Raw genomic sequence first — 25,974 nt, 5'->3', positions numbered from 1 at the left:
CTGGCTGCGGGCGATGTATTAAACAGATTTGACGGAAGAGCATTCAGGGTGTTTAAGCCCCCATGCAAAGTCGTATGGCGGCGGAAAATGATATCAACTCTCTTTTGATAGACCGTAAGAACAGGTTATGGATCGGAAGCAGTAATGGCTTGTGGATCTACGATATCGGAAAAAATGAATATCACAGGGGACAATTTGGCGATCAGCTACAGCCATCGGTTTTATGCATGTTCGAGGATCAGCAATCTAATATTTGGGTAGGAACTGATACAGGCATTTTTAAAACGAACAACCATAAGGATTTTCAGCTTGAAAGATGGGACGGTCATGAAAGTTCAGGATTTCACAGTCAGCGTATACGATCGATATTCGTTGATAAGGATAATACAGTGTGGGTAGGCACTAATGAAGGATTAAGCCAGGTAGTAACTAAAAAGTCTGTTCCGGAATATAAACATTACAGCCACAATCCGCTGAACGAATTCAGCCTGAGCAGCAATATTATTACTGCCATTAATGCCGACAAATATAATAACTTATGGGTAGGTACTCAAAGCCAGGGCATCAACCTGCTGGATAAAAACAGCGGAAACTTTACCCGTATTAATACCAATTCAGCGCATTTAAAATTACCCAACAATATTATCAGGGTCATCAGGCCTGATATGGACGGTAATATTTGGATTGGTACTCAGGAGGGCCTGGCAAAAATAAACTGGACTACTCAAACAGCAGAAAGCTATAGGAACAATCCGAAAGACAAACATAGTTTAAGTCAGAATTCGGTGCACAGTGTTTATGTAGATAAAAATCAACTGGTTTGGGTGGGCACTTTTTTCGGGGGAATCAATGTAATTGACCCTTTTTCATCCCTTTTCCATGTCTGGCAAAACAATGGCACATCCTCAGGACTCAGTAATAATGTAGTTAGCTCCATTGCATCCGATATCAGAGGCAACCTATGGATAGGCACAGAAGGCGGCGGTCTCAATCAATTTAATCAGCAATCAGCCAGCTTTACTTACTATACTCATGCGAACAGCGCCATCGGCTCTAATTTAATTAAAGCGATTTTCAGGGATAGAGACGGAAATATCTGGGTAGGAACCCATGCAGGCGGACTCAACCTACTGGAGGGTAATTCCTTTAAAAAATATTTTTACACCCCCGAAAATCCTTCATTTTTAAGATCAGAAATTCCAACCATTGCAGAAGACCTGCACAATAATATATGGCTGGGCGTACAGGGTGGCTTAAAAGATGTACAGGTTTATAGCCGAAATGGTACCACACTCACTGATATCAGTAACCGGTACGATAGAACTGCATTAAAAGACAGGGATATAAAAAAATATTCCCAGACTCCAGGAATAATATATGGATTGCTACTTCTTCTGGCCTATTTCTGGTACGGGCAAGTGAACATATAGTGAAATCGGCCAATCGTTTTGCAGGATTACCCGATTCATCCAATGCATACATTAATTGTATACAGGAGGACCAGAAAGGAAATATCTGGTTTGGAATTGAAAAGAACGGAGTAAAAAAGTACAACCCCTTTACCGGAAATATCCAATCGTTCGGATTTAATCAGCCTGAGGATCAAAACACGGTATACGGCATATTGGAAGATATAAAAGGGTTTGTATGGTTAAGCACAGGAAACGGTCTTATTAAACTGGATCCGGGTACTTCAAAGTATCAACGTTATACCAAGACAGACGGCCTCCCGTCCAATACCTTTAATTATAACGCCTATTTTAAAGACGATAACGGCCTGTTCTATTTTGGAGGCTTTAACGGCCTGGTCAGCTTCGATCCAGCTTCTTTTCGGTCGAATACGGTAGCAGTTCCCATACAGTTTACAGCGCTTACTACTTTAAACCATCCAGGCATGACAGATATTGCATCCTCCACGGAACTGCAGCTAAGTTATGATCAGAACGTATTTACTATTAGGTTTGCTCTTCTGAATTATATTAAACCAGAAAAAATAAATATGCTTACCAATTAAGAGGCTTTGATCAGCAGTGGATAGAAACAGATGATCCATCTGCAACCTACATGAACCTGAAGCCGGGCAAATACACGTTGGCTGTGAAAGGAGCCAATAATGATGGTATCTGGAGCGATGCTAAAGAGTTGTCCATTGTTGTGCTTCCCCCTTTTGGCGCACCTGGTGGGCTTACCTTATATATGTATTACTGTTTGCAGGTATTTTATTTGTTATTATCCGTTTTTTCTATTTGAGAGAGCTCATCAAAAAGAAGAAGCTTTACATCAGCACAAGCTTGATTTTTTTACCAATGTTACGCATGAAATAAGAACGCATTTAACCCTGATCATGTCGCCAGTGGATAAAATGATATCTGACAGGGCCAGCGACAATTATCTGCAACAGCAATTTGGCCATATAAAAAGAATGCCAACAACCTCTTACGTCTGTCTGAAGAGCTTATGGACTTCAGGAAAGCTGAAACGGAGAATATGCGCCTGCAGGTAGCTCCTTATGACATTGTTTCGTTTATTAAAGAGATATATGAGCATTTTACCCAAATATCGCTGGCGAGGGACATGCATATATTATTCACGCATAACATTCAACACGAGATCCTGTATTTTGACGCGGAACAATTGGAAAAAGTATTCTTTAACCTGATCAGCAATGCTTTTAAATTCACGCCCGACGGTGGAAAGATACAGGTACATATAGAAGATGTGCAGCATTATATAAAAGTATCGGTATCTGATAACGGGCGAGGCATAGCTCCGGAGTACAAGGATAAACTTTTCAACAATTTTTTCCAGGTAAATGATAGCGGGTCGCAAAACAAAGGCTATGGTATTGGCCTTGCTTTATCCAGCAAAATAGCTGCGCTCCACGGTGCCCGTATCGAGGTTGAAAGCGAACTTTCTGATAATCAAATACAGGAACGGTGTACTACATTTTCGGTATTCCTGCAAAGGGAGCAGAACATTTTAACCGGCATATCAGCACGCCGGCACCTCAGGTAATATTGGACAAAACTGTAAAGAACACAAGCTCGCCGGAACCAGCAACAACGCTGCCTGTGCCGGCTCCGGATCTGCCAGATAAGGATATCGACAATGCAAAAAATTCTCTATCCTGGTTGTAGACGACAATCCAGGTATCCGCCAAACGGTGCAGGAGATACTTGAACAAACACACCAGGTTATTTTAAAAGATAATGCGGCTGAAGGCTGGGTCTATGCCAGTGAACACCTGCCCGATATTATTATCAGCGATGTGATGATGCCGGAAGAAGACGGTTTGAGTTTCTGTAACCGGATTAAATCAGATATCCGAACCTGTCACATCCCAGTGATACTGCTTACCGCAAAATCGACACAGCAGGATCATATTGAAGGATTATACAAAGGCGCCGACTTGTACCTTACCAAACCTTTTAACCGCACCGTTCTTGAACTGAATGTAGGCAACTTGCTCATCACCAGTGAGCGGGTGAGACAAAATGTGGAACGCCGCATTCAGGGAGGCTTACTACCTGTTTCCACTAACAACGCAGGCAGCGAGCCTGTGGCCAACGCTTTAGACAATGAGTTCCTTAAAGAAGTATTACAGATTATTGAAAGCAGGCTTGACGAACCTGAGTTTAATGTGGCAGTATTGGCACAAAAAGTGGCCATGAGTGTTCCTGTTCTTTATAAAAAGATGAAAGCCGTCACCAACATGTCAGTAAATGATTTCATCAAGTCGGTGAAGCTGCAAAAAGCAGCGGAGCTCCTGAGCAATACCAATATGGCTGTTTACGAGGTTTGCTATGCAGTAGGATTCCAGGATCGTAAACATTTCAGCACTGAATTTAAAAAGAAATTCGGAAGCAGTCCGAAACAGTATGCTATGGCAGTTCGCAGCAATCAAACCGGTGAAGGTGCAAGTGCTGCAGATACATTGGACGAATAATATCTTTGTGGCAGGAATTTTGACAATCTCCCTTCATGAGAATCCTCCTGACCGGTGCCACAGGGTATATTGGTAAACGCTTATTGATCCAGCTATTAAAAGAAGGACACACAGTAATTTGTGCTGTAAGAGATAAGCACCGTTTCAATACGTCAAAATATAAGGACGCCGAAGGAAGTGTAGAAGTTATTGAATGCGATTTTTCAGACAAAGCCAGCTTATCAGTTGTTCCCCGGGATCTGGATATTGCCTATTACCTCATTCATTCTATGGCAGAAGGTGGCGATTTTGCAAAAACAGAAAAACAGAGCGCTCAGCATTTTCGCGAAGCCGTAGAAACCACTAATGCAACCCAGGTCATCTATCTTACGGGCATTGTAAACGAAGAAAGATTATCCAAACATCTTAGTTCAAGAAAAGCAGTAGAGGAAGCACTCCAAAGTAATCACTATGCGCTAACCGCTTTAAGAGCAGGTATTATTGTTGGATCAGGAAGCGCCTCCTTCGAAATCATCCGGGATCTTGCCGAAAAACTACCCCTGATGGTTGCACCGATATGGATCAAGACCAAATGCCAACCCATCGCCATCCGGAATGTGATTGAATTTCTTACCGGCGTAAAACTCCAGGCGTCTACCTACAACCGTCATTTTGATATTGCCGGCAAAGAAATTCTAACCTATAAAGAAATGATCCTTCAATATGCCCGATCAAGGAACTTAAAAAGACGTATTATAACAGTGCCGTTTTTTCCCCACGTCTTTCTTCTTATTGGTTATACTTTATTACCTCTACCAGTTATACACTCGCTAAAAACCTGGTAGATAGCATGAAAGTAGATGTGGTAGCTCAACCTAATAACCTGGATCAGCAGTTGGGTATACAATTGATCAGCTACCAGGACGCAATCCGACTGGCATTCGATAAAATTGAGCAAAACGATGTACTATCAAGCTGGTATGATTCTTTTCCCGATCATTTTCACAAAAAAATGTATGGCAATACCTGGAAGTACCGGTACGGGGCTGCTTCAAAGACCAGCAGCAGCAAAAGGTAACTAACGAGCCTGAAACCCTGGATCGCATATTCGGTATTGGCGGTTCGCAGGGATGGTATTCATCTTCCGTACTATGGAGATTAAGAGGTTTGCTGGATAAGTTATTTGGTGGCGTAGGACTCAGCCGGGGCAGAAGAGATATACGCCTCCTGGAACCTGGAGATAGCGTTGATTTCTGGCGGGTACTCTATGCCAATCGCGATGAAAAGCGGCTGCTGCTTTTTGCAGAAATGAAAATGCCTGGTGAAGCCTGGCTTGAGTTTAAGATTACGGGCGATACGCTGCATCAAACAGCTACTTTCAGGCCTCACGGGCTTGCAGGACGATTGTACTGGTATACCGTCTACCCCTTCCATTTTTTCATTTTCGGTTCCATGATCCGGCGGTTAACAGGAGCGGAAAAATAAAACAATAAAGCGACTCCCTCCTATTTAGCTATTTCTTTCATAAATTTAGCTAATGAGAAAATCAACGCTGCTTTTACTATTCTTGCTTTTCATCCTATCAGCGCAATCGCAGGAGGTTCAGATAATCGTTCAGGGTACCAAAACCAGTTTTCGCGGGCTTAGCATCAAAGGGAATTCCATTTGGGTAAGTGGCAGCGGTGGTACTGTTGGCAGGTCAATGGATAGAGGCAATACATGGATATGGACCACTATTAAAGGATATGAGAAGACCGACTTCCGCGACATAGAGGCGCTGGATGAAAATACAGCGCTTGTTATGGGTATTGCAGCTCCGGCCTATATCTTAAAGACATCAGATGGCGGGCAAAACTGGACCAAAGTTTATGAAAATAGAGACACCGCTATGTTTTTGGATGCAATGGCTTTTAAAAACGAAAAAGAAGGTGTAGTAATAGGCGATCCCATCAACAACAGCATATTTGTAACACGAACAAAAGATGGCGGCAATAGCTGGCAATCAGATAATGAATTACAACTGCCCGACGCAAAACCGGGTGAAGCTTTTTTGCCGCAAGTGGCTCCAATATTATATGGTCTGCATCTGGATACTGTATTGTAAGCGGTGGAGCCGTTTCGCGTTTTTTTGCGGGAAGAAAGCTGTACGGCTGCCCACTACCCAGGGCCAGCAAATGACCGGCGCTAATGGTATTGCAACGCAGGGCAAAATCTTCCTGGTAGCCAGTGGGAACTATAATGATCGGAGTAGCTCAGATAGCGCTTTCGTTTATAGCCATGACCAGGGAAAAACCTGGCGACTACCCGTTACTATGCCGGCTGGGTACAGAAGTGCAGTTTGCTTTACGGGTAAAAACAAAGCGGTCACCTGCGGTATAGCGGGAATAGACATCAGCAAGGACGGAGGAGTGAATTGGAAAAAAATAAGCGAGGAAGGGTTTAATACCTGCGCATATAATAAAGCGGATAACAGCGTATATTTTGTAGGAAATAATGGCAGGGTTGGAAAATTACTATTACGGTAACTCAAACCCTGCCAGGTGGATCGCTCATAGGTGGAACTGGTGCGTTACATAAATTAGCCGTATTAAGGTCTAATAATTTTAATGAGTCAAAAATAGGAGCCGATCAGGGACTACACAACGGGGATTTACCGGATTAAATACGGGAATTTTCCCGTACCTGTTTTTTCACACATGCTATAAGTTTGCTAAATATTCTGTGTATTATATAAATGCCTACTAACAATGTCAGTCAACAATCAATGTAAGCTCGAATTTTACTTTACAAGAGAAAAAATCGAAAGCCTTCTAAAAGAAAACCCAAAAGCAAAAGGCATCATCATCAGCCAGGAAATAAAAGTTCGTCTTACCGCTGATAATGAGAAGCTAAATATTATAGAAATAGCAGCCCGGGCTGACAACGGAAATACAAAAACACGAACTTTAAAAAACCAGGTAAATGGTTGTCCTTATCCTCCGGGATGCGATAAAAAGGCAGAAGTTGAACTATAATCCGAATAGCAAGCGTGAAGACACTTTCTCAAATATTGAATATCCTGGATACGATCGGCCCTGCAATTGCTGTAGTATTCCTATTGAAAAGTAAGAAAATGCTTTCTAAAGAAGTGCTTCTTGTTTTGGTATTTTGCCTTATTCAACTAATTTGTAACTGCCTGGCTACGGTAATAGAGCGTATGGCTATTTCTACCAATTTTCTCCTGTTGCAAAACAACTATTGGGTATATAAACTTAATTCCACGGCTTCTTTCCTCGTAATTCTTACCCTTTTTTTAAAATATCTGCTCCATTTTAAACCTTTAGTAATCCACCTTTCCCTGGTCTCGTATGCCATCATTTCCATATTACTGATCATAAATGGGGACGGCATTTCTCAGTTCAGTTCAGGAAGTTCGGCTTTTGAGAGTATAGTCATTGTCGCTTTAAGTCTTTACTTTTTCTATTCAAAGCTGATCAATACGCACGAGGAGGTTAGTATTCCTGAAACCAGTATTTTCTGGTGTGTTGTAGGTATATTTACTTATTATGCCGGTGCATTCTTTATATTTATATCTTACAAATACGTTATAGATACCAGTAGCAGTACATTGGGCGCCTTATGGCGATTTCATAATATTCTTTTATTTATTTGTAGCCTGTACATTAGTTATGGCATTTTATGCAAAAATTATCGAACGATATTGTCGTAATACTTGGCGCTTCAGTCTTTCTTCTTTTAATTACTTTATTTATAGTTGTTTTATTAATGGCCTACAAACGCAGAGATTACAAACATCTAAAAGAAAAACGATTACTGGAAGAAGATTTCAATAGCCAGTTGCTACGCTCCCAGATAGAAGTACAGGAGCAAACATTCTCACAAATCGGTAAAGAACTACACGATAACGTAGGTCAGCTATTAAGTACATCCCGGATGCTGATAGGACTGGCGGAGCGAAGTTTGCAAACACCGCCCGATACCTTACTAACAGCGAATGCCACTATAGGAAAAGCGATTAATGAACTAAGGTCCTTGTCTAAATCTCTTGACAAAGACTGGTTGTCCCAGTTTAATCTTCTTGAAAATCTCAAAGCAGAAGTAATAAGATTAAACGCCGGAACTGCCATCAGCGCTCATCTCCACATACATGCGGAACCAAGACTCCCATCCTCCAAACAAATCATTCTCTTTCGCATTATACAGGAAGCTGTGCAAAATGCTTTAAAACATAGCAATTGTAAGGTTATAGATATATACTTTTACAAAAAAGGAACCGATGCTGAGATTACGGTGGCAGATGACGGCATAGGATTTACGAATAAAGAAAATCAGGGAATGGGCTTAAAAAATATGCAGTACCGTGCTAAACTCCTGGGGGTGCTATCAATTACACCTCCTCAGACAGAGGTACCAGCATTGTTATTTTAATACCACAAAGTTCAGAAAAAGATGAAAACTAAAATAGGTCTTGTAGATGATCACCAGCTCTTCTTAAAATCATTAAGCCTGATGCTGGAGAGTTTTAAAGTATATGAGGTAATACTGGAAGCCAGCAATGGAAAAGACCTCCAGGAGAAAATAAAAAACAAAAGAGAACTACCTGAAATTATGCTCATAGATGTGAATATGCCGGTTATGAATGGCGTTGAAACAGCTAAATGGCTTTCGGAGAACTATCCCGAGATAAAGCCTGTTGCTTTATCGATGAATGCTGATGATAATACGATCATTTCTATGTTTAAAGCGGGTTGTTGTGGTTATCTTTTAAAAGACACCCACCCCAATGAGTTAGAGAAGGCGCTGGATGAAATCAACAGAAAGGGGTATTATAATGCGGATGCAGGTAATATTAACTTCAGCCGTATACTAATGAAAGCGGAAGAAAAAGAAGAGCCATTACTGAGCCCCAAAGAAGCCACATTCTTAAAATACGCATGTAGCGAACTTACCTACAAACAAATCGCATCAGAAATGAATCTCAGCGAACGTACCATTGATGGTTATAGGGAGGCGCTGTTTAAAAAGTTCAGTGTGCAAAGTCGTGTGGGCCTTTGCCTGGAGGCAATAAGAAAAGAGTTGGTGAAATTATAATTCTAACTGATAAAATATCTACATTTACCGCAACTAAACCCAATTACATGTCCCAGAACGAAACGCTCTCAGTAAAACGTATTCCATTTTATCTTTTCCTGGTATTGCTCGGTTTTTTGTTATTTTATGTATATGACCGTGTTATAAAAAAGACACTATCGGGTCAAATCCCATTCCAACCAAAGCTGGCCCTATAACAAAGGAAGTTGCAGACGCATATATTTCCAACTATTTAACATCCCAGGATTCTGTAGGTGATGCTTATAAACTCGTTACTAGTGACGGCAAAACTACCCTGCGCGGTTTTTGGATTTCAAAAGAAACGCTAAAAGGGATGGACGAATCTATTAGGAAAATTGACAAGCTTGCTAATATTGTTGGATATAGTTTTTATTTTGGAAAAACCGAGCCTTATAGCAAAAACAAAAGCCAGGCTTTAACGCTGGTTATACGGGGCACGGTACCTAGTAAAACAAATAAAGAAAATATCGCCGGTAAAAGCGTGGCTGTTGGTGGCGATGAAATAGAAGATGAGGGCGATTTTTATGACCAAACAGATCCTTGCCCCAACCAGTGTGGAGAACCAGAGCCAGAACCGATCCCACCAGGCAATACTAATCTTCGAAACAATTAAGAAAAAATGAGCGTTCGTTTTTCAGTATATCTGTCTATTTTATTAATAACATGGGTGTATGGGCTGCTAAATTTTAAAAAACTAAGTAACCCCTATCGACTCTTAACAATTTTCATTCTAGTTACTTTCACCAGTGAATCTGTGACGCGTATTTTTATTAAAGAATATAGAAACAGTTGCCCGCCCTATCATATTTATCAGCCGTTACAATACTTCTTCATTACAACATTTTACCTAAGTTATCTAAATAAATCAAAAGCCATTATTTCATGGTCTTGGGTGGCATTTACAATATTCACAATGGTTAATGCTTGCTTGTTCCAGGATGTTTGGACAGTGCCTACCAACTCAATGTTACCAGCTAACATCGTTTATATATTATGCACCTTATTATTATTTAAAAAATATTGCAGATTAGTGATGATCAGCCTTTATTAAGGCAAGGCCTGTTTTGGTACAACACTTCTACACTAATATTATTTACCTTTAATTTTTTCTGCTGGAGTTTTTATAACTCGTTAGTAAAAATTAAAGATGTTTCACTTATGCTAACACACATTACATACGTATTAAATATACAATACTATTTAACCACAGCAATTGTCATTTTTTTAGACAGCAGGCGCAAAGCAAATGAATAATAATGTTTCCGAAATATACGTTTTCATTTTTACGGGTATTCTTCTTTTTGGCATACTGGCAGGATTTATCATTTTCTTTGTAGTTACCTACTATAAAAAACAACAGCAAAATTCTAGAGAAAAGCAGCTCCTACAAACTAAATTCAACGAAGACCTTTTAACCAGTACCATTGAAATACAGGAAAAAGCTTTTGACGATATCAGCCGTGAATTACACGACAATGTTGGACAACAGTTGTCTGCAGCTACTATATATCTTAACCTTTTAATGCAGGAGGCGGGCCAGGAACAAAACAGCAAGCTGCAAACCTGCCGGGAAATTATTTCCAACAGCCTGCAGGATATCCGCCATATATCTCAAACGCTGTTAGGTGATAAAATAACACAAACCGGTTTTATAGCATCCTTAAGATTAGAACTGTCAAGGATCAATAAACTGGGGCTTTGCCGCGCTACATTGCACACTATCGAAGAACCTTTGCTATTAGACCCGAGAAAGGAAATCATTCTTTTCAGGATTGTACAAGAGGCAATCAGTAATGCTACCAAACATGCGCCCGGAAGCGACATTCATATAAGCATCAAAAAGCATGAGGAACAACTGAAAATCACCATAAAGGATACCGGCAACGGATTTAATACCGCGCAACTAGAGAAGTCAGGTATTGGGTTGATTAATATGGAAAGCCGGGCTAAAACTATCGGAGCTACTTACCAGCTAACCAGTGTGATCAACCAGGGAACAGAAATTGGTATAGTTTTATAATTATTTCCTCACGGAAAGGTTTATCAGAGCTATTAACCGGTTATTATTGGTTATATTTACCAGTAGCTAAGCCAATATGCGAAAGAAACTGCTTATACCAATCTTAATGCTTCTTTTTTGCAATACTTTACAGGCAAAAGAGAAAAGCGATACCTCACATTTACCCGAGAGCTACTATACTACTTTTGGTAGTGATTTACCTGTCTATTCCGGCAGACTGTTTTTGGGTTATGCATCTAGCATTAAGGGTTCTCCGTATATTCCTGAAACTGGCTGGTTGCCGGGCGATATTCAATACAATAATATCTGGTACAAAGTGGGCGGTATAAAATTTGACGCTTATACCGGTGAACTTATAATTTACACCCCCAACCAGTTTTCCATCCTTCCGGTTAAATACAGGATCAGCAATTTTACACTTGGAGAAAAGAAGTTTATACGATTAGACAGCACTGTTAAATCTGCAACCAGGGCCGGTTTTTATGAACTTCTTGCGGACGGAGATTTAAAGGTTTTAGCCAGGAGAAACGCAACTCTGGAACAAAAAATTGAGCAACAAGTGTTAGAGTATGAATTTCTAAGAGCAGATGAGTTCTTTTTGCAAAGAAATGACCAACTAACAAAAATTGTTTCCAAACGCAAACTATACGAACTTCTAAAAGATAAAAAGAAACTGATAAAAAAAACATTGAGGCCGCTGGGACTTAATTTTAAGAAAAATAAAGAAGTGCTGATATTGAAGGCTGTAGAAACCTATAATCAAAACTAATGTTGCATCGTATTTTAATATTTTTGTTTATGCTCATTTGTTTTACACACAAATGCACAGAATGGTCAACCTTCGATAACAGCGAAATTTGACAGTGTATTGGTAAAAGACTTCATTGTCGAGATCGAAAAACAGTCTGGCTACTTTTTTTATTTCGATTCAACGCACGTAGACTCATTATTTGTAGATATGAATGTAAGTAGTGAACCACTACTTGCCGTCTTAGACAAAGCACTAAAGCCAAACGGTCTTTCCTACTCTATAGATGAAACTACGAAAAAATATACCTCTCCAAAGACTTAGTAGTTCAATTATGGCTGCCCAAAGGCTTATATAAAGAGGCTCTTGTTAATCAACAGCCTGGTCAACAACCGGCCAATAATAACCTGGGATTAACCAATATTATAAAAAGAGCGCCTACTGCAGAAAATAAATTATATGAAATTGGTAACCGGAATGCAAAGCCATCGGATGTAGTATTGCTTAATGGCACCGTAAGAAATGCGCGGACCGGTGAACCTTTCCCCAACATCTCCATATTAATCGACAATGAGCAGTCCGTCACATCCGATGCCTATGGAAATTATTCGATCAATATCGCACCTGGAAAGCATAGCCTGAACGTTATCGGTTTTGGCATCAGGGAAGCACTGTTGAGCCTTCAGGTTTACTCTGATGGAGCAATGAATATAGATGTTCAGGAGCAAATGCCTACACTAAAAGAAGTGATCGTTTCTGCTACCCGAACCAGGAATGTTAGAAATGTGCAAATGGGCGTTTCCAGGTTAAGTATTACGGAAATAAAACAAATACCTTCTCTTTTTGGAGAAGCCGATATACTAAGAGCCATTACTACCCTGCCCGGAGTAAAAACGGTAGGAGAAGCGAGTACAGGATTTAATGTAAGAGGCGGCTCAGCGGATCAAAACCTCATATTATTTAACGAGTCAACTATTTACAACCCCTCGCATTTTTTTGGGATGTTCTCTTCGTTTAACCCTGAAATTGTAAAAGATATAGAGCTGTATAAAAGCTCCATGCCTGCAAAATATGGAGGAAGACTATCTTCAGTACTAGACATTAATAGCAGGGAGGGCAATAAAAGGAAGCTTTCGGGATCGGCCGGCATTGGACCTATAACCAGTCGTATACAGCTGGAAGGCCCGTTGATTAAAGATAAAACTTCGTTCATATTAGGAGGCAGATCGACGTATGCTAATTGGTTGATTGATTTACTGCCCGAAGAATTCGATAAAAGCCGGGCTTCTTTCCAGGACTTTAATCTGGGGTTGAGTCATAATATAGATTCCAACAACAATATCTACATCAATGGCTATTATAGCCGGGACCGCTTTACGTTGAACGAAGACACGGCCTACCAGTACAATAACAGGAACCTATCGGTAAAATGGAAGCGAAGTCTTTCCCGAAGGTTACAAGGAGAGCTAATCGGCGGGTATGATTATTATAAGTACCAGATTAGCAGCGAAGCCAACGAGGTGAATGCCTTTAAATTATTTTTCGACATCAGGCAGTTATATGGCAAGCTGAACTTTGTTTATTATCAAAGTCAGCAACATGCTTTTGACTTCGGGTTAAGTACAGTTCATTATAAATTGAGCCCTGGTAACTATGAGCCCGGTAGTAGCCAATCTCTGGTGCGTCCAGATACAGTAAGCACTGAGTATGCACTTGAAAATGCCGCTTATTTAACGCACCGATTCAACCCTACCAACAAACTGGCAATCTCTACCGGCATTCGCTATTCTTTGTATTCATTTATAGGACCGCAGGATGTTAGCTATTACCTGCAAGGACAACCAAGAACGGACGATACCAGAACCAACACCCTAAGCTACGCCAAAGGAAAATTCATCAATAATTATCATGGTCCGGAAATAAGAGTATCCCTGCGGTACGCATTTACACCTGACTTTTCAGTGAAAGCCAGTTACAATACGCAAAGGCAATACATTCATTTATTGTCTAATACAACAGCCATTTCTCCTACTGATATAGGAAGCTGAGTGATCCTAATATTCGGCCCCAGATAGGCGACCAGGCCTCCATTGGTTTTTACAAAAATTTTCGTTCCAACACTATTGAAACCTCGGTTGAAGTCTACCATCGTAACATCAAAAACTACCTGGATTATAAACCCGGGGCTTTACTCTTAATGAATGACAATATAGAGACCGATGTTATTAACACCAAAGGAAAAGCCTATGGCCTGGAAGTGCTGATCAAAAAACCTGTCGGAAAATTAAACGGCTGGATTGGTTATACCTATTCCCGTATTCTTTTAAAAGCTACAGATGAAACGCTGGGCAACCTGATCAATGATGGCAATTTTTATCCCGCTAACTACGACAAACCTCATGATTTTATTTTTGCCGGTAATTTTAAAGTCAATCATCGCTTCAGCTTATCAATAAACAGCACTTACAGTACGGGCCGCCCTATTACCTACCCCATCGGTCGTTTTTACTATGGCGGATCGGAAAGGGTATTGTACTCAGACCGGAACCAATACCGCATACCAGACTACTATCGAACCGATTTTTCAATGAACATCGAAGGAAATCATAAAGTGCACCAAAAGACACATAATTCGTGGACTATTGGCGTGTATAATTTACTGGGAAGAAGAAATCCTTACTCCGTATATTTTGTCTCGGAACAAGGCCAGGTAAGCGGCTATCAATTATCCATATTTGGTAGCGCCATACCCTTTATTAACTATAATATTCGTTTCTGATGAGTAAACAATTATTATATGTACTGACAATACTGGTTTTTATGGTAATCGGCTGTAAGGATCGCTATTTTCCGCAATATGAAGCTACCGACAGAGGATACCTGGTAGTGGAAGGTGTATTGAACGCGGGTAACGAAGCAACCAATATTAATATTTCCAGAACCTACCCGATTGAATCGGCAGGCCGAAAACCTTTGGAACAGGGCGCATTGGTAACAGTTGAGGGAAATGATAACTCTATTCAAACATTGGCTATGACATCCCCGGGCGTTTACAGCCACATCGGACTTGGACTCTCCCAGAATATAGAATACCGGTTGAGAATAAGAACAGGTGAGGGTAAAGAATATCTTTCCGATTTTGTTAAAGTAAAAATTACCCCACCTATAGACAGTGTTGGTTTTAACAGTACCGACAAGGGGATTAACGTTTATGTAAACACACATGATCCCGCTAACAATACTATATATTATCGTTGGGACTTTGATGAAGCCTGGGAGATTAATAGCCTGTATTCATCCGTTATTATTTACGATAAAAATGTAAGTCCTCCACCTCCCATCAGGGACAGGATATTTCCTGATGAGCAGATTACCCGCTGTTGGCGGTATGGCATATCTAACAACCTGCTGTTTGCCAGTTCAGCTAAACTAACTGCTGATGTTATTCACGAAAAACCTCTTCTGTTAATACCTAATGGAGATGAAAAACTCTCCGTATTATACAGTATGATGTTGCGCCAATATAGCATGGACAAAAAAGCATATGAGTTTTTCGACCTGATGAAAAAAATACAGAGTCGATTGGCACCGTTTTCGACCCATTGCCTTCTGAAATACGCGGTAATATTCAATGTGTAACCAATCCGGATGAGATCGTTATTGGATATATTTCGGCAACAACGGTACAGAGGAAAAGAGTATTTATCAGGCGGCCTGCAAACTGGGGGTATTTTAATCAATGCCCGCTTCCCCAGTTAGTTCCACCTGACAGTGTGGAATACTATTTTGGTTCTAATGCGCTGATCCCTATCGGTACCCAGGCGAGGGAAAGCAACCCAAACATTATTGACTACTTAGGTTCAATGCCTGCCTGTGTAGACTGCAGGTATAGAGGAGGCAATACACAAAGACCGTCATATTGGCCTAACTAACTTAATAAAATGCAGTTAAGTATAAAAAATAGTATGATTTCCATGAGCTTGTTTCTGAGCAGTCTGTGCTTTATACAAACGCATGCTCAGCAAGCAGCTTTATCAAAAGTATTGACCAGTGAAAAGGTTTTTGTGCATACAGATAAAAACGATTACATAGCGGGAGAAATACTGTGGTTTCGTCCCTATCTTATTAAAGATGCGCCAGACTCATCGCACAATTACAATCATATTATTTATACTGAACTATTGAATGATAAGGGTATTGCCGTTCTCCAAAGTAAAACATCTTTGAAAGATGAGGGCGCCAGCGGAAATTTTTACTTACCCACTGATCTGGCTACCGGACTGTACACATTGGCATCCTATACCACAGATATGAAGGAGGCTGGTTCCCGATCATTCTTCAAAAAGAGAATTATAATTACCAATACGCTGAACGACCCGCTACAACGTACTCCCGAACAACCTGGGGTACTGTTACAGTTTTTCCTGAGGGAGGTGTACTACTTCAAAATACTGATTCTAAAATCGGAGTACAAACCTTAGATCCCGTAACCATGAAAGGTGTTGAAGCCCGGGGATTTATATTACAGGATGGCAAAGATACCGTGGCCCGCTTCGGCACTCAGAAATTTGGCCTGGGGCAATTTAACTTTACACCGCAAGCCGGCAAAAAATACACCGCCATTGCTTCCATACCGGGCAAGACTTCTGCCAACATTAGCTTACCTAATGTGCTGTCTTCAGGCCGTACTTTAAGCATTAAGGAAAATAACGATACCTACAGCGTTACTATATATTCAACTGCTCAAACACAGGAAAAACTCTATTTAGTTGCGCACGATGGGCAAGCTAATAAGATAGTAAAAACGATACAACCTGAAGCATCAGCAAATACAATTAATGTTGAAAAATCGGTGCTCAGCAAGGGTATCACTTATTTTACCCTATTTAATGAAAACCTTCAGCCTTTGTGTGAGCGATTGATTTTCACCCCTTTCATTCCGGAGAAAAAGAGCCTTAACATCACCTCAAACAAACCCATATACGCAGGCCGCGAAACAACGACACTGTCAGTTAGTGGATCTGAAATAGCAGGTATGGTAGATGCGTCCCTTTCTGTTTTTAAAGAGACCGGTAACGATAGCCAGGAGCCTATGTGGATTTACCTTTCACTGACGCGTCACTTAAATGGTACAATTGAAAATCCTGAGTTTTACTTTACACCAGCTGCAAATCAATATAATTATATCGACAACCTGATGCTTACTCGTGGATGGCGACAATTCAAAAATTTGCCGGCGCCACTTTCCGCTCCTGTTACAGAATTTGATGGCCATATTATCAGCGCCCGGGTTAAAGACAACTGGAGTAAAGCACCTGTAGCCGCGCGCCTTGCTTGTTGAGTGTGCCTTCTGTACCCTATGGTTTATACTTTGGCACCAGCGATTCAAGCGGTATCGTGCGATTCAATGTAAATGGATATTACGGTCCCGGAGATATATTCATCACTCCTATTCCCCTAAGTGTTAACACCAAACCGAATTACACCATTGAAGTGACGAGTCCTTTTGCAGATAGCCTCACACGGGGTTCTTTTACACAAGCGCCTTTATATTTGAAAGAATCGGATAGCACTGAACTTTTAAGGCGCAGCATTGCCATGCAGGCTACTCACATCTACAATAAACAGCAATTCAGCCAGTTTCGCTCACCTGCTATTACCGATACACTTCCCTTTTATGGCAAGCCAGAATTCAGGTACCACCTGGATGACTACAAAAGATTTTCAACCATGGAAGAAGTGTTGCGGGAATATGTAACCCCTATCAATGTATTAGCCAAAGGTGGACAGCTACGCATGAGCTTTTATGATGAAAAATACCAAACCGTATACAGCGATGGTTTTCTTGTGCTATTGGATGGGGTTCCTCTTTTTGATTATAATAAAATTTTCACCTATAATCCTTACAAAGTTAAAAAGCTGGAGGTGGTGCCGAGAAGATATATTTTCGGGTCGATTGCTTTTTCAGGCATTGCAAGTTTTGAAACCTACAATTCAAAGTTCGATGGCTTTGAGCTGGATCCCAATGCAGTAGCTATCGATTACGAAGGGCTTCAAATTCAAAGAGATTTCTATACGCCTGATTATTCGCAACACAAAGGTAATATTCGTATCCCTGATTACAGGACCACCCTGTTGTGGCAACCTGCCATACTCATTCAAAAAGGACGGACCAATACGATTGATTGCTTCACATCCGATTTGCCCGGAAAGTATAAAGTGCTGATACACGGCATATCAAAAGAAGGAGTTCCCTATTATGGAGAAAATACTTTTGAGGTAAAATAAGGCAAGCACCTCATAATTCATTTATAAGAGTGTATTCAATACTTTTTTCATTGTGATCACCGCTTCTCTATCAATGCTATAATGATCATTTTCATTATTATTTTTAAACGCCGGCGGGAAAAAGTCCATGTCACTTTTCTTTAATTCACGTAGGGAAGTATGAAACTCCGTACATTTTGTTTGTGCCGCTAAAACCGAAAGATTAGTGGCACGTACGCCACTTCCGGGCATTATTATAATACGCCCGTTTGCTAACAGGTTCAGTTCGGCTATTAAACCCACGCCTTCGGGAGCAGTGAGCTGCTGACCGCTGGTCAATATCCGCTCACAACCAACATTTACCAACTGCTCCAATGCTTCAAATGGCGCCGCACAACGATCGAAAGCGCGGTGAAAAGTAACACCCAATGGATATACAGCCTTTACCAATCTTTCGGTTCTGCTTAAATCGATTGATCCATCCCTCTTTAAAAAGCCAATAACGATCCCGTCACATCCCAGCTCTTTACATTGCTGCGCATCATTTAACATGCAATCAAACTCCTCTTCTGTGTAAAAAAATCACCACCCCTTACCCGTATAATCGGGTAGATCTTCACATCAAAGTGTTCCCTGCACTTTTAATTACGCCGTACGATTGGGTCGTACCACCTTCCCCTAAATTAGCGCAAAGCTCAATCCGGTCGGCACCACCGCTACCGCACTCCGGGTAGATTCAAAATCCGACGTTGCTATTTCTAAAGTATATACCTGGTTCATACCTGTTTAATTGATGCAATACATTATCGATAGATTACTCACTAGTTCGCTATATCTATTATTAATTTAAGATATGCACTTTGTAACCATTCCCTACTCACCATTAACTATTCACCTCTTACTACTTAAACCAGCTATTAGCATCCACCAGCTTCTCCACCGTATTTGTTTTCAAAGCATAGCTAAAACCTTTATGTATGGCAAAGGAGCCCACCACTCCATGCTTATTGATGGCAAGGAAAGCCACCTGTATTTTATGTACATCGGCACCCTTTATTTTAACGATGCGCTCAATAACCTTTTGACAGGCCATTTCGGGGCCATAGCCCTGGCGCATCATTTCTACTACACTATGTGAACCGGCCACCCGTATTACGTCCTCGCCCTGACCTGTTGCCGTGCAGGCCCCAACTTCTCCATCCACATAAAGTCCCGCACCAATAATAGGCGAATCACCCAGGCGTCCGCGCATTTTAAAACCCATACCGCTTGTAGTACAACTGCCGCCGAGATTGCCGTTTCCATCTAATGCCACCATTCCAATAGTATCATGATTCCATTCGCCGTTGATCTGTGAAGGCGCAAAGGGTCCATGCCCTTTGTTTTCTTTGTTCTCCCTATTGATCTGAGGTTCATATTTAGCATTTTTTAACCATTCCTGGTACGCCTTTTTTGCGTCAGGAGAAAGCTCTGCCGACTCTAACGAAAACCCTTCAGCTATCGCAAATTGCTGCGCACCGCTTCCCACCAGCATTACATGAGGTGTTTTCTCCATCACCCGCCTGGCTACAGAAACCGGATGTTTGATTCTTTCAAGGAAAGCTACACTTCCGCAATTAAAACGATGATCCATTATACAGGCATCCAACGTTACAAAACCATCCCTGTCGGGGTTGGCTCCTAATCCCACGCAACAATTAATCTCGTTTTCAGTAACCATCACGCCCTTTTCCACGGCATCAAGCGCATTGCCACCCTTGCCCAACACCTCCCATGCGCCTTTATTAGCCCTCAAACCAGCATCCCAGGTAGACACTACCACCGGGCCGCTCACCTTGGTTACCCGCTGAGCATAAGTCTTCTTTCCCCATACCGATGCAGCCACGCCCGTTAAGGCTCCTAGCTGTAAAAAACGCTTACGATTCATCATAGAGCAAATTTGAATATCGAAAATAAGAATTAATGATCCTAAAAATGCCTGATCCCCTTCCAATAACTTTTTAAATTATTTGAAGCTTTTATACAGAAGGTTCAAGGCTCCAAAAACAGGTACCTTTATCTTCAGGCTCAGTTATGCCAACAATTGCTTTACTTCGCTGTTATTTTTTAAACTTTGATTTAATGAACATTGAAATAATATCCGGTAGTCCCCGGCAACATAGCTTAACGGTAAGAGCCGCATATGCCGTGCAGAAATGGTTTCAAAAAACACAGAACATCATGTAGGTATCATCGATTGCCGCGAACACCAGTTACCGTGGGTAGAAAAAGTGTTTAATTCTATTGACAATACGCCCGAGCCATGGAAACCATTGTTTGAGCGGATATTTAAAGCAGATGCTTTCATTTTCGTTACCCCCGAGTATAATGGCAGCTACTCACCATCTTTAAAAAACATGGTGGACCATTTTCCTAAACAACTGCACAAAACACTAGGCGTTGTTACCGCTTCAAACGGCGGATTTGGAGGTATGAGAGCTGCACAACAGTTGATTTTACTGGGAGCAGGACTGTTTACAGTAGTTTGTCCTCAATTATTGGTAATACCTACGATAGATAAAAAAATTGATGAAAACGGGGATTTGATCGACCCGGCTTTTGAAAAAAGCATCCACAATTTTGCATCAGAATATCTTTGGCTGGCAGAAAAGATAGCCTCAAAATAATTACCTGGTATAGAAAGGCTCCCGATAAATGCGGGAGCTCTTTTCCATATCTTTTAAAAAGCATTTATGAAATCAACTATAGCAGAAATACGCGAGCGTTTTGACAATGATGTAGAAAGATTTGCCAACCTGGAAACCGGTCAGCAGTCTACTATCGACGCTACCATTTCACTGGAGTTGATTACAGAAGCCGCTAAAAATATAGCACCCGGAGCCACACATTTATTGGATATTGGCTGCGGTGCCGGCAACTATACTTTAAAAATGCTTTCTAAACTGCCTGCGCTTCATTGCACATTGGTAGACCTGAGCCAACCGATGCTCGACAAAGCCTTAGAAAGAGTATCTGCACAAACAACCGGAAGCGTTGAGACCCACCAGGGAGATATACGGGAACTCCCCTTACTCAAAACGGCTATGATATTATATTAGCCGGAGCAGTATTACATCACTTACGTGATGATGAGGATTGGAAAACCACTTTTGCTAAATTGTACAGCTTGCTAAAACCCGGCGGTTGCTTAATGATCAGCGACCTGGTAACCCAGGACGACCAGCGACTGGATGATTATATCTGGAGCAAATACGGCGACTACCTCGAAAGCTTTGGCGGAAAAGAATACCGTCAGAAAGTACTCGATTATATAGCTAAAGAAGATTCGCCTCGTTCAGTAACCTATCAATTAGGCATTATGAAAGAAGTGGGATTTAACACAACAGAGATCTTGCATAAAAACCTCTGCTTTGCTGCATTTGGAGGGATAAAATAGATTAGCTCCGCCGGTAGATTCTTGTTTCACGCAGAGCTCGCTAAAAAAGCTCAGAGTTTACATAGGCAAAATATTGTTGCTTTTATTCTCCCCACTAGCTATTCCCAAGCAGTTTATCCTCCGCATCCATAAAGTTTCCGAGATTCTTCCTGGCCCTGTTCTGCACTTTTCTTTTCATAAAATTCGTCCAGCCAAATAACTTGCCTGTTACACCAAATGCCTGGGCCAGCCAGGTGCTGAGCCGAAAACCATCACTGTGTTCTACAATCTGGCCTTCATTTATTCTCATAAAACCTTTTGCGCGATTAACAATCTTCCTGCCTGTTCCGGAAAAAGTGTAGGAAGCCACCCATTTACAGGTTAAGTATTCCTGGTCAATCTCTGTAATTTCATCAAAAGTCAACATAAAGTCTTTCGCGTTCGTACAAAGCATTTTCCACATGGCCCTCACTTCATCGCCCCGTAAAAAACCAAACACCGGGTCGCTGAAAACAATATCATCTGCATAACAGCTATTCATTGTTTCAAAATCCCTCCGGCTAAAGGCTTCGTAAAATTTTTCTACTATTTGCTTGTTTGTCATAAAACTTTTTAAAAGGCAATCGTTTGCACTGGGTTTCAGTTATCAGCTCTTCCAAAAATACTTATCTTGGCATCTTCTTAAACAGTCTTTGCTATGCTTAAATTATTTTCTGTCACACTATTATTGCTTTCTGCCTGTACATCAGTTATCGCTCAGAAAGTGAATATCATACCTCAACCTACCAGTATTACTGAAAAAGAAGGCTTTTTTACCATTACCCCTAAAACAGCCATTATTGCTCAAACCAAAGATGAAATAAAATCTGCAAACTTTTTAAACGAATATCTTAAAAATTGCTACGGCTTCATCTTACCGGTAAAGCCCAAAGGTACAACAGGCATTATTATTAAAGCCGCAATAGTGCTAAAGATGGCTACACTTTAAATGTGGATAATACCAAGGCCATTATCAGCGGCCTTACTGCACCTGGCGCTTTTTACGGCGTACAATCGCTGATACAGCTATTGCCCGTAGAAAAAAGTACCCTACTGAAGATTCCTGCGGTTAGCATCACTGACGCTCCCGCAGTGCACTATCGGGGCCTGATGCTGGATGTAAGCAGACATGTATTCCCGCTGGACTTTATAAAACGATATATCGACTATATAGCTTTGCATAAGATGAACTATTTCCACTGGCATTTAACCGATGACCAGGGATGGCGTATTGAAATAAAAAAGTATCCTAAATTAACCCAAATCGGCGGTTACCGTAATGGCACTATTATCGGCAGATATCCCGGCACTGGTAACACCAACCAGCAATACGGAGGTTTTTACACACAGGAACAGGTAAAAGAAGTAGTGAAATATGCAGCAGAAAGATTTGTAACAGTGGTTCCTGAAATTGAAATGCCCGGACATGGCAGTGCTGCTATTGCCGCCTATCCATTCTTGAGTTGTTTTCCGGAGAAACCGACTTATTACTTTTTAATAAAGCGGGTAACAAGCCCGCCAACTGGGCCGGTGACACCACCAACAAAACAGTGATGCAAAGCTGGGGCGTATATGATGATATCTTTTGTGCTGGTAAAGAATCTACTTTCAGTTTCCTGCAGGATGTTTTAAATGAAGTACTACCTTTATTCCCATCTAAAATTGTGCATATTGGCGGTGACGAAGCCCCGAAGACCAACTGGCAAAATTGCCCCAATTGTCAAAAAAGGATCAGGAATCTTAATATTAAAGGCGATGACAAGCATAAAGCAGAGCATTACCTGCAAAGCTATTTTGTACAGCGTATGGAAAAATATTTAAACGCCAAGGGCAAAACCTTGCTGGGCTGGGACGAGATACTGGAGGGTGGCCTTGCCCCTAATGCCTGGGTGATGAGCTGGCGGGGTGAAGCAGGCGGCATTGAGGCTGCAAAGAGCGCCATAATGTAATCATGACGCCAACCACCTATGCTTACATTGATTATCAGCAGGCGAAAAAGAAGATTCGGTTACGATTAGTGACAATAAAGGTTTTCTGCCTATTGAGAAAGTGTATAGCTGGAAGATCTTTCCTGATGCCCTTTCAGCTGAAGAGAAAAAATATGTACAAGGCGGACAAGCCAACCTGTGGACAGAGTATATCAGCAATCCATCCAAGGTTGAATATATGATATTCCCGCGTGTGGCTGCGATAAGTGAAGTGTTGTGGACGCCGCAGGAGCAGAAAAACTGGGATAAATTTAGCAACCGACTGGAAGTACAAAAAAGCGGTACAACCTTTGGGGAACGAATTATTACGGAAAAAATAAATAAATTATTCATTAAACAAATACGCCTACTCCAATCAAACAAACCCAAGCAATGAGTAAACAAAAAACTTCAGGCAATTATATCGACAGTTTAGAGAAGATCAGTGTCAATATCCAGGCTGATGTAAAAAGCGGTTCAAAGGTAATTGCACAAACTATTGCCCACCTGATACGTGAAAAACAGCAACAGGGACAAAACTGTGTACTCGGGCTCGCTACAGGATCAAGCCCTAAAACATTGTATGCAGAACTGGTACGCATGCACAAAGAAGAAGGCTTAAGTTTCAGCAATGTGATCTCCTTTAACCTCGATGAGTATTATCCCATCAGCAAAGAAGCGCCGCAAAGCTATAACCGCTTTATGCATAACCACCTTTTCGACCAGGTGGATATCAAACCGGAGAATATTCATATTCCCAATGGTGAAATAAAAAAGAAGACATCAAAACGGCCTGCGCCGATTATGAAAAGAAAATAGAGGCAGCTGGTGGTATTGATCTGCAGATACTGGTATTGGTAATAACGGCCATATTGGTTTTAACGAACCCGGATCGGGCATTTACACCCGTACCCGCCTGGTAAACCTTACCAACAGCACCCGTTTGGCCAATGCCTACGAGTTTGCCAATATTTCTGAAGTGCCGCGTATGGCCATTACGATGGGCATCAGCACCATCATGAGATCCAGGCAGATCATTTTGATGGCCTGGGGACCGGCCAAGGCCCAGGCGGTTAAAAAGCAGTGGAAGATGAAGATTCTGAGATCGTTCCGGCCTCCTTCCTGCAAAACCACGATAATGTGAGTTTTGTTCTGGACGAAGCAGCAGCTTCTGGTCTTACCCGTATTAAGTCGCCCTGGCTCACCGGCGATTGTGAGTGGACCCCAAAGAATATTAAAAAAGCAGTGGTGAATATGGCTTTGCAGCTGGGTAAAACCGTGCTGAGCCTCACCAACGAGGATTATAATGATAATGGCCTCAGTGATCTTTTAGTAGAAAAAGGCGATGCCTACGAGATCAACCTCGAAGTGTATTATATGCTGCGCGATAGCATTACAGGCTGGCCCGGAGGCAAGCCCAATGCAGTGATTCCCGCACATCCGGAAAGATCAGAACCTTATCCCAAAAAATGCATCATCTTCTCTCCCCACCCCGATGATGATATTATCAGCATGGGAGGTACTTTTCAGCGCCTGCATGACCAGGGACATGAAGTGCATGTAGCTTATCAAACTTCCGGCAATATTGCCGTTACCGATGAGTTTGTAACCCGCTTTTTAGATTTTGCGGTAGGTTTTAACGAAATCGCCGACATCAACTCCGATAAACCGGGCCAGGTGTTAACCGAAGCCAGGGCCTATATCAAGGGTAAAAAGCCAGGGGAAGTAGATTCTCCCACCATCCGTTCCTTAAAAGGGCTCATTCGTCGCGGGGAAGCTAAAGCTACCTGTAACTATGTAGGGATAGACCCCAATAACGTACATTTTCAGAATCTGCCTTTTTATGAAACCGGTACTATTGAAAAGAAGCCCCTGGGTGAAGAAGATGTGGAACTGACCATACAATTATTGCGGGAAGTACAACCGCAACAAATATTTTGTGCCGGAGATTTTGCCGATCCTCATGGCACCCACCTGGTTTGCTTTAATGCCGTATTAAAGGCATTACAACGCATCAAAGCCGATGGTGATGCATGGATCAATGATTGCTGGCTATGGTTGTACAAAGGCGCATGGCAGGAATGGGACATCGAGGATATCGAAATGGCCATCCCTATGAGCCCGGCACAGGTGCTTAAAAACGTTTTGGCATTTTTATCCACCAGTCCCAAAAGGATAGTGTTCCCTTCCAGGGTAGTGATGACCGGGAGTTCTGGCAAAGAGCGGAAGAAAGAAATGCTGCTACCGCTAAGATCTATGCTGACCTGGGCTTAACACACTATGCCGCCATGGAGGCTTTTGTTAGATGGATGTACTAAAAACTGTTTTTTAAAGACAAATAATCAATCAGAAAATGTCGCAGCTATCTGCGGCATTTTTTTATTTAACGACTTTATAACCATAGCATTCTAAACAGTTAAGAGATACAAACTGGTGGACAATTATCTTTCAAACAATTGTTCGACAACTATAATCTGATTA

Annotated in this window: 36 protein-coding genes and 2 pseudogenes; 33 read left to right on the top strand and 5 right to left on the bottom strand. The window is 41.5% G+C overall.

The features are described 5' to 3' along the window. Positions 1-74 precede the first annotated feature (74 nt). The 15 genes from MKP07_RS23125 to MKP07_RS23055 all read left to right on the top strand — a co-directional run bounded on the left by MKP07_RS23125 (position 75) and on the right by MKP07_RS23055 (position 9,650). A complete protein-coding gene (locus MKP07_RS23125) occupies positions 75-1,430 on the top strand; it encodes a ligand-binding sensor domain-containing protein (protein ID WP_240849436.1) in 1,356 nt (451 codons plus the stop codon). After that, positions 1,430-2,014, top strand: coding sequence for a two-component regulator propeller domain-containing protein (locus tag MKP07_RS23120; protein WP_240849435.1), 585 nt, complete (start codon positions 1,430-1,432; stop codon positions 2,012-2,014). The genes MKP07_RS23125 and MKP07_RS23120 overlap by 1 nt, the downstream gene beginning before the upstream one ends. Before the next feature lie 20 nt (positions 2,015-2,034). Next, positions 2,035-2,250, top strand: a complete 216-nt coding sequence (locus tag MKP07_RS23115) for a triple tyrosine motif-containing protein (protein WP_240851019.1) — start codon at positions 2,035-2,037, stop codon at positions 2,248-2,250. Between the two features lie 207 nt (positions 2,251-2,457). After that, positions 2,458-3,015: a sensor histidine kinase gene (locus MKP07_RS23110; protein ID WP_240849434.1), complete on the top strand. Its 558-nt coding sequence runs from the start codon at positions 2,458-2,460 to the stop codon at positions 3,013-3,015. Positions 3,016-3,124: 109 nt separating this feature from the next. Beyond that, positions 3,125-3,946 carry a response regulator transcription factor gene (locus tag MKP07_RS23105; RefSeq protein WP_317236082.1) on the top strand — a complete coding sequence of 274 codons (822 nt, stop codon included), beginning with the start codon at positions 3,125-3,127 and terminating at the stop codon, positions 3,944-3,946. A gap of 35 nt (positions 3,947-3,981) precedes the next feature. Next, positions 3,982-4,770 (top strand): NAD(P)H-binding protein, encoded by a 789-nt coding sequence (locus tag MKP07_RS23100; RefSeq protein ID WP_240849432.1) that lies wholly within the window; start codon positions 3,982-3,984, stop codon positions 4,768-4,770. Positions 4,771-4,775: 5 nt separating this feature from the next. Next, positions 4,776-5,003: a hypothetical protein gene (locus MKP07_RS23095; RefSeq protein WP_240849431.1), complete on the top strand. Its 228-nt coding sequence runs from the start codon at positions 4,776-4,778 to the stop codon at positions 5,001-5,003. Continuing rightward, entirely contained in the window at positions 4,952-5,410 is a 459-nt protein-coding gene (locus tag MKP07_RS23090) for a DUF2867 domain-containing protein (RefSeq protein ID WP_317236081.1), read from the top strand. The genes MKP07_RS23095 and MKP07_RS23090 overlap by 52 nt, the downstream gene beginning before the upstream one ends. A gap of 52 nt (positions 5,411-5,462) precedes the next feature. Continuing rightward, entirely contained in the window at positions 5,463-6,029 is a 567-nt protein-coding gene (locus MKP07_RS23085) for a WD40/YVTN/BNR-like repeat-containing protein (protein WP_240849430.1), read from the top strand. Positions 6,030-6,099: 70 nt separating this feature from the next. Next, positions 6,100-6,450, top strand: a complete 351-nt coding sequence (locus MKP07_RS23080) for a glycoside hydrolase (RefSeq protein ID WP_240849429.1) — start codon at positions 6,100-6,102, stop codon at positions 6,448-6,450. 222 nt (positions 6,451-6,672) lie between these two features. After that, complete coding sequence (locus tag MKP07_RS23075) at positions 6,673-6,939, top strand: hypothetical protein (RefSeq protein WP_240849428.1); 267 nt, start codon at positions 6,673-6,675, stop codon at positions 6,937-6,939. Between the two features lie 14 nt (positions 6,940-6,953). Then, positions 6,954-7,634, top strand: a complete 681-nt coding sequence (locus MKP07_RS23070) for a hypothetical protein (protein WP_240849427.1) — start codon at positions 6,954-6,956, stop codon at positions 7,632-7,634. Beyond that, positions 7,604-8,353 (top strand): sensor histidine kinase, encoded by a 750-nt coding sequence (locus MKP07_RS23065; RefSeq protein ID WP_240849426.1) that lies wholly within the window; start codon positions 7,604-7,606, stop codon positions 8,351-8,353. Before MKP07_RS23070 ends, MKP07_RS23065 begins: the two co-directional genes overlap by 31 nt. Before the next feature lie 21 nt (positions 8,354-8,374). After that, positions 8,375-9,016, top strand: a complete 642-nt coding sequence (locus tag MKP07_RS23060; RefSeq protein ID WP_240849425.1) for a response regulator transcription factor — start codon at positions 8,375-8,377, stop codon at positions 9,014-9,016. A gap of 334 nt (positions 9,017-9,350) precedes the next feature. Then, the gene (locus MKP07_RS23055) at positions 9,351-9,650 is read left to right on the top strand and encodes a hypothetical protein (protein ID WP_240849424.1); all 300 of its coding nucleotides are present in this window, start codon (positions 9,351-9,353) and stop codon (positions 9,648-9,650) included. Between the two features lie 239 nt (positions 9,651-9,889). Here MKP07_RS23055 and MKP07_RS39350 read toward each other — a convergent pair whose 3' ends face one another. Continuing rightward, positions 9,890-10,018: a hypothetical protein gene (locus MKP07_RS39350; protein WP_262919435.1), complete on the bottom strand. Its 129-nt coding sequence runs from the start codon at positions 10,016-10,018 to the stop codon at positions 9,890-9,892. Between the two features lie 265 nt (positions 10,019-10,283). On the opposite strand from MKP07_RS39350, the gene MKP07_RS23050 reads away from it, so the two are divergent. From MKP07_RS23050 to MKP07_RS23015, 8 genes are all read left to right on the top strand, one after another. Then, the gene (locus MKP07_RS23050) at positions 10,284-11,057 is read left to right on the top strand and encodes a sensor histidine kinase (RefSeq protein ID WP_240849423.1); all 774 of its coding nucleotides are present in this window, start codon (positions 10,284-10,286) and stop codon (positions 11,055-11,057) included. A gap of 76 nt (positions 11,058-11,133) precedes the next feature. Further along, the gene (locus MKP07_RS23045; RefSeq protein ID WP_240849422.1) at positions 11,134-11,826 is read left to right on the top strand and encodes a hypothetical protein; all 693 of its coding nucleotides are present in this window, start codon (positions 11,134-11,136) and stop codon (positions 11,824-11,826) included. A gap of 479 nt (positions 11,827-12,305) precedes the next feature. Then, on the top strand, positions 12,306-13,853 hold the full coding sequence (locus MKP07_RS23040) for a TonB-dependent receptor (RefSeq protein WP_240849421.1): 1,548 nt from the start codon (positions 12,306-12,308) through the stop codon (positions 13,851-13,853). Positions 13,854-14,002: 149 nt separating this feature from the next. Then, positions 14,003-14,584 (top strand): hypothetical protein, encoded by a 582-nt coding sequence (locus MKP07_RS23035; protein WP_240849420.1) that lies wholly within the window; start codon positions 14,003-14,005, stop codon positions 14,582-14,584. Next, positions 14,584-15,444 (top strand): DUF4249 domain-containing protein, encoded by an 861-nt coding sequence (locus MKP07_RS23030; RefSeq protein ID WP_240849419.1) that lies wholly within the window; start codon positions 14,584-14,586, stop codon positions 15,442-15,444. The genes MKP07_RS23035 and MKP07_RS23030 overlap by 1 nt, the downstream gene beginning before the upstream one ends. 335 nt (positions 15,445-15,779) lie before the next feature. Next, positions 15,780-16,286: a hypothetical protein gene (locus MKP07_RS23025; protein ID WP_240849418.1), complete on the top strand. Its 507-nt coding sequence runs from the start codon at positions 15,780-15,782 to the stop codon at positions 16,284-16,286. 11 nt (positions 16,287-16,297) lie between these two features. Continuing rightward, the gene (locus tag MKP07_RS23020) at positions 16,298-17,146 is read left to right on the top strand and encodes a hypothetical protein (protein WP_240849417.1); all 849 of its coding nucleotides are present in this window, start codon (positions 16,298-16,300) and stop codon (positions 17,144-17,146) included. A gap of 2 nt (positions 17,147-17,148) precedes the next feature. Then, entirely contained in the window at positions 17,149-18,093 is a 945-nt protein-coding gene (locus tag MKP07_RS23015) for a hypothetical protein (RefSeq protein WP_240849416.1), read from the top strand. Positions 18,094-18,114: 21 nt separating this feature from the next. On the opposite strand, the pseudogene MKP07_RS23010 reads toward MKP07_RS23015, so the two are convergent. The 3 genes and pseudogenes from MKP07_RS23010 to MKP07_RS23005 all read right to left on the bottom strand — a co-directional run. Continuing rightward, positions 18,115-18,642 (bottom strand): annotated as a pseudogene (locus MKP07_RS23010) (copper homeostasis protein CutC); the annotation flags it as partial. A gap of 46 nt (positions 18,643-18,688) precedes the next feature. Beyond that, positions 18,689-18,772: a copper homeostasis protein CutC gene (locus MKP07_RS39345; protein ID WP_317236080.1), complete on the bottom strand. Its 84-nt coding sequence runs from the start codon at positions 18,770-18,772 to the stop codon at positions 18,689-18,691. Between the two features lie 201 nt (positions 18,773-18,973). Next, on the bottom strand, positions 18,974-20,002 hold the full coding sequence (locus tag MKP07_RS23005; RefSeq protein WP_240849415.1) for an isoaspartyl peptidase/L-asparaginase family protein: 1,029 nt from the start codon (positions 20,000-20,002) through the stop codon (positions 18,974-18,976). Positions 20,003-20,267: 265 nt separating this feature from the next. Here MKP07_RS23005 and MKP07_RS23000 point away from each other — a divergent pair, with 265 nt between their 5' ends. The 3 genes and pseudogenes from MKP07_RS23000 to MKP07_RS22985 all read left to right on the top strand — a co-directional run bounded on the left by MKP07_RS23000 (position 20,268) and on the right by MKP07_RS22985 (position 21,508). After that, complete coding sequence (locus MKP07_RS23000; RefSeq protein WP_240849414.1) at positions 20,268-20,738, top strand: NADPH-dependent FMN reductase; 471 nt, start codon at positions 20,268-20,270, stop codon at positions 20,736-20,738. A 66-nt stretch (positions 20,739-20,804) separates the two neighbouring features. After that, positions 20,805-21,214 (top strand): annotated as a pseudogene (locus MKP07_RS22995) (class I SAM-dependent methyltransferase); the annotation flags it as partial. Between the two features lie 24 nt (positions 21,215-21,238). Next, the gene (locus MKP07_RS22985; protein ID WP_240849412.1) at positions 21,239-21,508 is read left to right on the top strand and encodes a hypothetical protein; all 270 of its coding nucleotides are present in this window, start codon (positions 21,239-21,241) and stop codon (positions 21,506-21,508) included. A gap of 94 nt (positions 21,509-21,602) precedes the next feature. Here MKP07_RS22985 and MKP07_RS22980 read toward each other — a convergent pair whose 3' ends face one another. Beyond that, complete coding sequence (locus tag MKP07_RS22980; protein WP_240849411.1) at positions 21,603-22,091, bottom strand: nuclear transport factor 2 family protein; 489 nt, start codon at positions 22,089-22,091, stop codon at positions 21,603-21,605. A 93-nt stretch (positions 22,092-22,184) separates the two neighbouring features. On the opposite strand from MKP07_RS22980, the gene MKP07_RS39340 reads away from it, so the two are divergent. The 7 genes from MKP07_RS39340 (at position 22,185) to MKP07_RS22960 (ending at position 25,767) form a co-directional block, all read left to right on the top strand. Further along, on the top strand, positions 22,185-22,475 hold the full coding sequence (locus MKP07_RS39340; RefSeq protein WP_262919434.1) for a glycoside hydrolase family 20 zincin-like fold domain-containing protein: 291 nt from the start codon (positions 22,185-22,187) through the stop codon (positions 22,473-22,475). Between the two features lie 2 nt (positions 22,476-22,477). Beyond that, positions 22,478-23,080, top strand: a complete 603-nt coding sequence (locus tag MKP07_RS39335) for a family 20 glycosylhydrolase (protein WP_317235879.1) — start codon at positions 22,478-22,480, stop codon at positions 23,078-23,080. After that, positions 23,080-23,475, top strand: a complete 396-nt coding sequence (locus tag MKP07_RS39330; protein WP_262919433.1) for a family 20 glycosylhydrolase — start codon at positions 23,080-23,082, stop codon at positions 23,473-23,475. The genes MKP07_RS39335 and MKP07_RS39330 overlap by 1 nt, the downstream gene beginning before the upstream one ends. A gap of 100 nt (positions 23,476-23,575) precedes the next feature. Next, entirely contained in the window at positions 23,576-23,890 is a 315-nt protein-coding gene (locus MKP07_RS39325; protein ID WP_317235878.1) for a family 20 glycosylhydrolase, read from the top strand. Further along, positions 23,887-24,312: a 6-phosphogluconolactonase gene (locus MKP07_RS22970; RefSeq protein ID WP_240849410.1), complete on the top strand. Its 426-nt coding sequence runs from the start codon at positions 23,887-23,889 to the stop codon at positions 24,310-24,312. Before MKP07_RS39325 ends, MKP07_RS22970 begins: the two co-directional genes overlap by 4 nt. A 124-nt stretch (positions 24,313-24,436) precedes the next feature. After that, complete coding sequence (locus tag MKP07_RS22965) at positions 24,437-24,637, top strand: hypothetical protein (protein ID WP_240849409.1); 201 nt, start codon at positions 24,437-24,439, stop codon at positions 24,635-24,637. After that, positions 24,577-25,767, top strand: coding sequence for a PIG-L family deacetylase (locus MKP07_RS22960; RefSeq protein WP_240849408.1), 1,191 nt, complete (start codon positions 24,577-24,579; stop codon positions 25,765-25,767). The genes MKP07_RS22965 and MKP07_RS22960 overlap by 61 nt, the downstream gene beginning before the upstream one ends. Positions 25,768-25,974 lie beyond the last annotated feature (207 nt).

Origin of the sequence: Paraniabella hibiscisoli, assembly GCF_022512515.1 — a bacterium.
Lineage (GTDB): Bacteria > Bacteroidota > Bacteroidia > Chitinophagales > Chitinophagaceae > Niabella > Niabella hibiscisoli.
Note: the sequence above shows the minus strand (reverse complement) of the source record. Positions and strands in the feature narration are given on the sequence as shown.